9 protein-coding genes are annotated in these 7,421 nt (G+C 65.7%); 5 read left to right on the top strand and 4 right to left on the bottom strand.

Going from position 1 to position 7,421, the window contains the following annotated elements; genetic code table 11:
- Positions 1 to 132: 132 nt before the first annotated feature.
- Both ABE473_RS18585 and ABE473_RS18580 read right to left on the bottom strand, forming a co-directional pair.
- Positions 133 to 834: a YceI family protein gene (locus tag ABE473_RS18585; protein WP_179461051.1), complete on the bottom strand. Its 702-nt coding sequence runs from the start codon at positions 832 to 834 to the stop codon at positions 133 to 135.
- 85 nt (positions 835 to 919) lie between these two features.
- Positions 920 to 1,510: a malonic semialdehyde reductase gene (locus tag ABE473_RS18580; protein WP_176990511.1), complete on the bottom strand. Its 591-nt coding sequence runs from the start codon at positions 1,508 to 1,510 to the stop codon at positions 920 to 922.
- 129 nt (positions 1,511 to 1,639) lie between these two features.
- On the opposite strand from ABE473_RS18580, the gene ABE473_RS18575 reads away from it, so the two are divergent.
- From ABE473_RS18575 to ABE473_RS18560, 4 genes are all read left to right on the top strand, one after another.
- The gene (locus ABE473_RS18575) at positions 1,640 to 2,614 is read left to right on the top strand and encodes a mitochondrial fission ELM1 family protein (RefSeq protein ID WP_346490513.1); all 975 of its coding nucleotides are present in this window, start codon (positions 1,640 to 1,642) and stop codon (positions 2,612 to 2,614) included.
- 83 nt (positions 2,615 to 2,697) lie between these two features.
- Positions 2,698 to 3,561 (top strand): DUF2145 domain-containing protein, encoded by an 864-nt coding sequence (locus ABE473_RS18570; protein WP_346490512.1) that lies wholly within the window; start codon positions 2,698 to 2,700, stop codon positions 3,559 to 3,561.
- Positions 3,562 to 3,628: 67 nt separating this feature from the next.
- Positions 3,629 to 4,156, top strand: a complete 528-nt coding sequence (locus tag ABE473_RS18565) for a hypothetical protein (protein ID WP_346490511.1) — start codon at positions 3,629 to 3,631, stop codon at positions 4,154 to 4,156.
- Complete coding sequence (locus ABE473_RS18560) at positions 4,153 to 4,695, top strand: hypothetical protein (protein WP_346490510.1); 543 nt, start codon at positions 4,153 to 4,155, stop codon at positions 4,693 to 4,695. The genes ABE473_RS18565 and ABE473_RS18560 overlap by 4 nt, the downstream gene beginning before the upstream one ends.
- A gap of 9 nt (positions 4,696 to 4,704) precedes the next feature.
- Here ABE473_RS18560 and ABE473_RS18555 read toward each other — a convergent pair whose 3' ends face one another.
- Both ABE473_RS18555 and ABE473_RS18550 read right to left on the bottom strand, forming a co-directional pair.
- Positions 4,705 to 5,562 carry a nucleotidyl transferase AbiEii/AbiGii toxin family protein gene (locus ABE473_RS18555; protein ID WP_346490509.1) on the bottom strand — a complete coding sequence of 286 codons (858 nt, stop codon included), beginning with the start codon at positions 5,560 to 5,562 and terminating at the stop codon, positions 4,705 to 4,707.
- Entirely contained in the window at positions 5,555 to 6,463 is a 909-nt protein-coding gene (locus ABE473_RS18550; protein WP_346490508.1) for a hypothetical protein, read from the bottom strand. Before ABE473_RS18550 ends, ABE473_RS18555 begins: the two co-directional genes overlap by 8 nt.
- A gap of 289 nt (positions 6,464 to 6,752) precedes the next feature.
- Between ABE473_RS18550 and ABE473_RS18545 the strand changes: the two genes are divergently transcribed.
- Positions 6,753 to 7,307, top strand: coding sequence for a queuosine precursor transporter (locus tag ABE473_RS18545; RefSeq protein WP_176990514.1), 555 nt, complete (start codon positions 6,753 to 6,755; stop codon positions 7,305 to 7,307).
- Positions 7,308 to 7,421 lie beyond the last annotated feature (114 nt).

The raw sequence follows: 7,421 nt of genomic DNA, 5'->3' as shown, positions 1-7,421 counted from the left end.
CTCCCCCTTCCGTCCAGGATGATGAGGAGCCGGCCAGCGGCCGGCACTACCGAGTATCGACCGGTAGGCGCACAAAAAGAAAGCCCGCCAATTGGCGGGCTTTCTGCCTTCTCACGACGAGTGAGGAGAAACTCAGGCAGCCGGCTTTTCGCCAGTGGCCTCGGTGGTGATGCGGATGTTCACTTCATCGCTGACGTTCGGGGCGTACGCGCCGACGCCGAAATCGCTGCGCTTGATGGTGGTGGTGGCATCGAAGCCCGCCGCCGGCACCTTGGCCATCGGGTGCTCGCCGCCGCCGTTGACGGTGACATCCAGGGTCACCGGCTTGGTGATGTCCTTGATGGTCAGGTCGCCGGTGACGGTCAGCTTGTTGGTGCCGTTGGCCTCAACCTTGGTGCTCTTGAAGGTGGCGGCCGGGAACTTGGCGGCGTCGAAGAAATCGGCGCTCTTCAGGTGCTCGTCGAACTTGGCGGTGAAGCTGTTCAGGCCGGTCAGCGGCAGCTTCACTTCGACGGTCGACTTGGTCACGTCGGCCGCGTCATACACCAGGGTGCCTTCGGCCGCGCCGAAGTGGGCGGTCGGGTGCGAGAAGCCGAAGTGGCTCCACTGGACCAGCACGTCGGTGTGGGTCGGGTCGAGCTTGTAGGTGCCCGAGGCGATCTGGATCGCATCGGCCGCCGGGGCGGCAGCAGCAGCGTCCGCAGCCGGGGCGGCGGTTTCGGTGGCGGCCGGCGCGTCGGCAGCCGGGGCAGCGGCTTCGTCAGCCGGCTTGGAGCAGGCGGCGATGGCCAGGGTCAGGGCGAGCGGCAGCAGCAGTTTGCGGGTCACGGTCATGTCAGGTCTCTCTCGATTCGAAGGGAAAAGTAGCAAAGGTCATGCAGCCCATCCGCACGGATGGGCCACGATCCGGCGGTAACGCTTAAGCGATGCGGGCGGCTTCGTCGAACGACAGGCGAGGCAGCCGCGGGAACAGGCCCGAGGCGTCACCGTACCCCAGGTTGACGAGGAAATTCGACTTGATCGCGGTGCCCTTGAAGAAGGCTTCGTCGACCTTGGCGTTGTCGAAGCCGGACATCGGGCCGGCATCCAGACCCAGCGCGCGGGCGGCCAGGATCAGGTAGGCGCCCTGCAGGCTGCCATTGCGGAATGCCCCTTCGGTACGGCCTTCACGCGGGCCGTCGAACCACGCCTTGGCGTCGGTGTGCGGGAACAGGAACGGCAGCTTCTCGTGGAAGTCTTCGTCGAAGGCGACGATCACCGTGACCGGGGCGGCCAGGGTCTTGTCGTGGTTGCCTTCGGACAGCGCCGGGGCCAGCTTGGCCTTGGCTTCCGGGGACTTCACGAACACGAAGCGCGCCGGGCTGCCATTGGCGGCGGTCGGGCCCCACTTCAGCAGCTCATAGAGCGCCTTCAGCTGGCTGTCCTCGACCGGCTTGTCGAGGAAGGCGTTCTGGGTGCGGGCGGTACGGAACAACTGATCGAGCGCAGCATCGTCAAGGACGTGGGACATGAAGCCTCCGGAAACAAGGGGAATCGTTCGCGCATCGGCTACCGTGGCAGGGCGACCGCGCGATCGGCGAAGGCTGGCAGTGTAGAGTGTCGCGACAGTTGCAACACCCAGCCTGACTGAAACGAATTAATGTCATACGTGAAACGATGGAGTCCGCCCTGGACGATCACTGACGGCCGTGCCGGCAATGTGCGGCAGGCGGTGGCCCTGGCCACGGCATTGAAGCTGGGGGCGCATCGTCCGCTGGTACTCACGCCGCGCGCGCCCTGGCGCTGGCTGGCCCCGCGCTGGCTGCCGGGCGCCGCCGCCGGCTACGGCGAGGCCTTCGCCGCGCTGGCCGAAGAGGTCCCGGAACTGGCCATCGGCTGTGGCCGCCAGGCTGCCGGGGCGCTGCGCGAACTGCGCCGCCGTGGCACCCGGGTGGTGCAGATCCTCGACCCCCGCCTCAGCCCGCGCCACTGGGACCTGCTGGTCGTCCCCGAACACGACCGCCTGCGCGGCAGCAACGTGCTCACCCTCTTGGGCAGCCTCAATCCGGTCAACGATGACTGGCTGGCCTGCGGCCGTGCCGCCTTCGCGACGTTCAGCGCCCTGCCCGGCCCGCGCACCGCGCTGCTGGTCGGCGGGCCGACCCCGCACGCACCTTGGCATGAGCCGGACATGGTGCATGTCTTCCAGCAGTTGGCATCGCAGCTGCGCGCGGAGGGCGGCAGCCTGCTGGCCACGACCTCGCGACGCACGCCCCCCGCGCTGGTCGGCGCGCTGCGCAGTGCGTTCGCCGATGTGCCGAACGTGATCTGGGGCGACGGCGGTGATGGCGTCAATCCGTATGCCGGCCTGCTCGGCTGGGCCAATCGCGTCGTGGTCTCGCCGGACTCGGTGAACCTGCTCTCCGAAGCCTGCGCCACGCGCATGCCGGTGGCCATCGCCCTGGCCGACCAGGCGCAGGGACGGCTGGCGCACTTCCAGAGCGCGCTGCGCGAGCGTGGCCGCCTGCAGCTGCGCTGGCTGGACTGGCAGAAGGACGGCCGCATCGAACCGCTGCGCGAGACCACGCGCGTTGCCGAAGAGGTGCGCGCGCGGTTGGGGATTCAAGGACGGTGAACGGGAACTGCGTCGCGAGGACGCTGCACGCTGAGTCGGCGTTATGATGCGCCCGCGGCCGGTGCCGCCGGAGAACGTGTGACATGGAAGTACCCTTCGCTGCCCTGCGCCAGCGCCTGCACCCTGCCTTGCTGTGCGCGGCATTGCTCGGCGCTGCGCTGACCGCACACGCCGAGCCGCAGTGCACCGAACGCTATCCCACGCCCGCCGCGCTGGCCTCGATGTTCGATGTGGCCCTGGCCACCACGGACGCCTTGGACGCCCTCGAGGGCGTGGACGTGGTGCTGATCGCCCGCGGCGGCCAGGACCTGAGCAAGTACGGCTTGCGCCACAGCCACCTGGCCTTCCTGCTGCGCGAGGAGGATGGCCAATGGCGCGCGGTGCATCTGCTCAATCCCTGCAAGACCGCGGAGTCGCACTTGTTCCGCGAGGGTGTCGCCACCTTCATCGGCGAGACCTCCAGCCATACCGACCTGCGCATCGGGGTGCCGACCCCGGCCGTGCGCGATGCGCTCAAGGCGATGCTCACCCAGCCGGCGATCCAGGCGAAGGCGCTGCACGAGGCACGCTACAGCGTGGTGGCCTATCCGTTCCGCACCGAATACCAGAATTCCAACCAGTGGGTGCTGGAAGTCCTGGGCGCGGCGATGGCGCAGGTGGAAGAGCGCACGTTGATCGTCAACCGCACCCAGGCGCAGGAATGGCTGCAGCGACACATGTACACGCCCAGCACGCTGCACATCGGCGTGGCCAAGCGGCTCGGCGCGCGCTTCTTCGTGCCCAATGCGGCTGTTACCGACCACCCGGCCAGCGAGCGCCTTTCCGGTAAGTACTCGGTGGTGACGGTGGAATCGATCTTCGATTTCCTGCAGCTGCGCAGCAGCCTGCAGCAGGAGCTGGCGGTGCCGCACGTGCCGGTCAAGGGCATTGCGCCGCCCAAGCCATGAGGGTGCTGCGGCCCAACGCGGCGCAGGCATACTGTTTCCCCACGTCGATGTGACACAGGAGTTCCCGATGACACGGATTTCCCGCCTTGCTGTTTCGCCGTTGCTGGCAGTTGCGCTGTGCGCCTCCAGCCTGCCGGTATCGGCCCAGGAATTCAGTACCCAGCACCCGGTCGCCAGCAGCGCGATCGTCACCTCGGTGATGAGTGTCGTGGTGATCACCGCACCGGTCTGGCTGGTCTCGGCCGGTCTGAGCAAGGCCAGCGACGGCTCGGCCCGCCGCAGCCGCGCCCGTGCCGAGGCGAAGAAGGCCGCGCCCCTGCCACCGCTGACAGTGGAGAAAGTGAAGCGCACCGCCGAAGGTGGCGTGCAGCTGGCGTTGCAGAATCCCCAAGCACCCAACGAACCGGCCGTGCTGGCCTGGCCGGCGCGCACCGACAACCCGGCGGAGACGGTCAAGGTCGGCGACGTGCTGGACCTCACGCCTTCGCCAGGCGGCGCCGGCTGGACGGTGGCCAACGCCGAAGGCACCGCGTTGGCGTTCCTGCCGACCGAGGCGGCTGCGGCGCAGTCCAGTCAATCGAGCGAACGCTGGTGAGCCGCGCCGGCCACCGAGGGATCGCGCCACTGGCCCGTGGATCGGCCCTCGCGCTGGCGTTGATGGTCACCAGCCTGCCCGCCAGCGCCCAGAAATTCGGCTATGCCTCGCCGGTCACCAGCAGCGTCCTCACCACTTCGGTGGTGAGCCTGGCGGTGATCACCGCACCGGTCTGGCTCAGCGCGCTGGGCGTGAGCGAACTGCATGACGCCTCCATGCCGCACAACCGCGCCGCCCGGGCCGCGAAACGGCAAAAGGCCGCGCCGATGCCGCCCCTCACCGTGGAGCGCGTGACGCACCAGCCGGACGGCAGCTACGAGGTGGAGCTGAAGAACCCGCAGGCCCCGGATGCACCGGCGGTGGTGGCATGGCCCGCGCGTGCCGACAACCCGGCGGCAGGCGTGAAGGTGGGCGATGTGCTGGCTTTCACCCCGACCCCGGCCGGTGCGGGCTGGATGGTGGCCGATGCCGAAGGTGCCGCGCTGGCATTCCTGCCGACCCAGGATGCGGCGGCGACCAGCATGAGCGAACGCTGGTAGGTCCCGCACCTACTCCCAAGGCAGCGTGTGGAAATAGGTGCGGACGCGCGCAAAAGCGGTGTGGAATGGCGGAACGTCGCCGTCGACCTCCACCAGAAGCGTGTCGTAGTCGCGTTCGGCGCGCTCCGCAACGGCGGGGTCATCGATTGCGTCGGCACTCAGGGGAACGGAGCGGTCCTCGCACTTGATCCGGAGGTCACTCAACACCTCGCTCTGCCATTGCGGGAACGAAAGCTCCGGGCGCTGTTCGAGCAGGTAGTGAAGGTCAAACACGTCCTGCCGTCGGTATCGATTGCGGAGCGGCTGCTGAATCAGCGCACGCATCTTTTCGGCAACCAACGTCGTCAGACCGTAGACGCACAGATGTCCCCCTTCGCTGATCTCAACCTCTTCCGAGGCAGGGATGCGCTCCCTGAAACTGAAGTCGATCGAAAGCGAGAACGGCGACTGGCCCGCCACCAGACGTCTGTGCGCTGGTGTGCCCTTGAGGGCATATCCAATGCTCATGGTGAGGTTGACTCGTGTGCCTTCGCGGTTGGGCCTCACCCTATGCCCTTGCAACCGACACTCCACGTCATATCCAAGCGTTTCGCCGACGCCCGGAAGCACGGCAGACATCAGCTCCACCGTTTCCTTCTCCGCCTCTTCGGTGAATGAATCCGGCGTGGAGAAATCGATATCAGTGGTGAATCGGGGGCTGTCGTAGTGCAGGGCCATCAAAATGCCCCCTTTCATGCAAAGCAAAGCTCTCAGCCGTGGGGTCCGTGCAATGGTCTCGAGTACGCAATGGACCGCTTGCCTTAGCGGCACCTGCTGGACGCCTGCCGAGCGGACCCAGGCTGGAATGTCGTGAAGCAGACTAGGCATTGATGGAGAGGCTCCACTTCTCGGAAAAGTCTGGCGAGTACTCCGCCTGCGCATCCAGCTTTCGCGATCCCCCCCGTGAAGCATGGACAACCCAGGCATCAATTTCAGCGCGGTCGATCCCACATCGCTCATTCAATATGTAGCCAGCACGCACACAGTCGATCTTCCCACCATGTGTGTTGAATTCGGCAACAATGGCATTGAGATAGGTCAATGCGTGCTCTTCGAACACCTCGATAACGTGGCGGATACCACCGCACAGGTCGGGCCTCTTGATCATGTCCAGAAAGGTGCGGCCAACCCCTGTCACCCGCAGCGCACCGTCCAATGCATGTCGCCAATCGCCTGCATCCTTGGTCCGCAGGGTTTCGATGACGACGCCATTGAGTCGCTTGATATTCGAGTACTGCAGCGGGGGGAGGTCAGCTTCGTTGAAGACGGCGAGGAGATCGCCTAGTTCACGACTCATCCGCTGCAACGCCTGCTGACGCCAAGACACGGCGTCGAAAGTGACGAAATAAAGAATCTTGGGCAAGCGGTTGGTGAGGCCATGGAATTCCATCGCACTCAGGAAGGCAACGTGCCCAAAAGGATCAATGGCGCACATTACTTCACCCGGTGAAGCGTCTTTACGCCCGGGGATGCGCAAAAGGGAATTGGGCAATCCGCGCTCCGGAAGCAACGCCCCGCGGTCTATCAACGCCTGGCGTGCGGACCAGAACGTCTTGCGTTCCAACTCGTTGCGAGGGAGACGCACTGGCCTGCCTGCGTATTCAGCTTTATTCAGGAGCCGAATCAAAGCAACCGCCAGCGCATGGTTGCTGATCACGGGAGACCTGAACTCCTCACGGATTTTAAGGTCGAGTGCGTCTCGCCACGCTATCGGGGAATGGGTGGACATGGCTTGGCCTCTCAATTCCGCTACGCCCTTAGATGGCATGGTATACAATCAACGTCCTTAGGACGTTGATTGTATACCATGCCGACTAGAGGCAATTCGACTGGCTTCCCGGTACGCAACAACAGGTGTTTTTCGCCAGTTCATGTAGCAATTTTACTCCTGGCGTACCATCAGCGTCCTAAGGACGCTGATGGTACGCCAGGACTATAAATCTTGCGCGTTTAGGGAGAAGTGGCGTGCCCTTCAAACTGCAACCATAATGCGGCCCCTTGCATCCCAGCTCCATCCCATGTCCGCGCGTCCCGCCACTGCGTTTGCCCCGTTGACCCCCCGCTCGCTGCTGCTGGCGGTGCTGGCCATGGGCGCGGTGGTGCTGGGCTCGAACGTGCTGGTGCAGTACCCGATCAATGATTGGCTGACCTGGGGCGCCTTCAGCTACCCGGTCGCCTTCCTGGTGAGCAATTTGATCAATCGCCGCTTTGGTCCGGCGGCGGCACGGCGGGTGGCGTGGGCGGGTTTCGCGCTGGCGGTGCTGTTGTCGATCTGGATCGCCACGCCGCGGATCGCGGTGGCCTCGTGCCTGGCCTTCATCGCCGCGCAGCTGCTGGACATCACCGTGTTCGACCGGCTGCGCCGTGGGCACTGGTGGCGCGCACCGATGGTGGCGACGACCTGCAGCGCGACGCTGGATACGACGATTTTCTGGAGCATCGCGTTCGCCGGTTCCAGCCTGCCGTGGGTGAGCTGGGCGCTGGGCGATCTTGCGGTGAAGCTGACGATCGGCGTGTTCCTGCTGGCACCGTTCCGCGCGCTGCTGTGGAAGATGGCGCCGCGCGCGGTGTGACACCTGCGCCGGCCGCCCGGTGTGGCGCTATCGGTCGGAAGGCGCTGTCGGTTGGAGATCGCTGTCGGTAGTGCCGGCCGCTGGCCGGCTCTGCAGGGTTCAAGGGAGCCGGCC

The organism is Stenotrophomonas sp. TWI700 (assembly GCF_039673645.1).
Taxonomy (GTDB): Bacteria; Pseudomonadota; Gammaproteobacteria; order Xanthomonadales; family Xanthomonadaceae; genus Stenotrophomonas; species Stenotrophomonas maltophilia_AA.
Note: the sequence above shows the minus strand (reverse complement) of the source record. Positions and strands in the feature narration are given on the sequence as shown.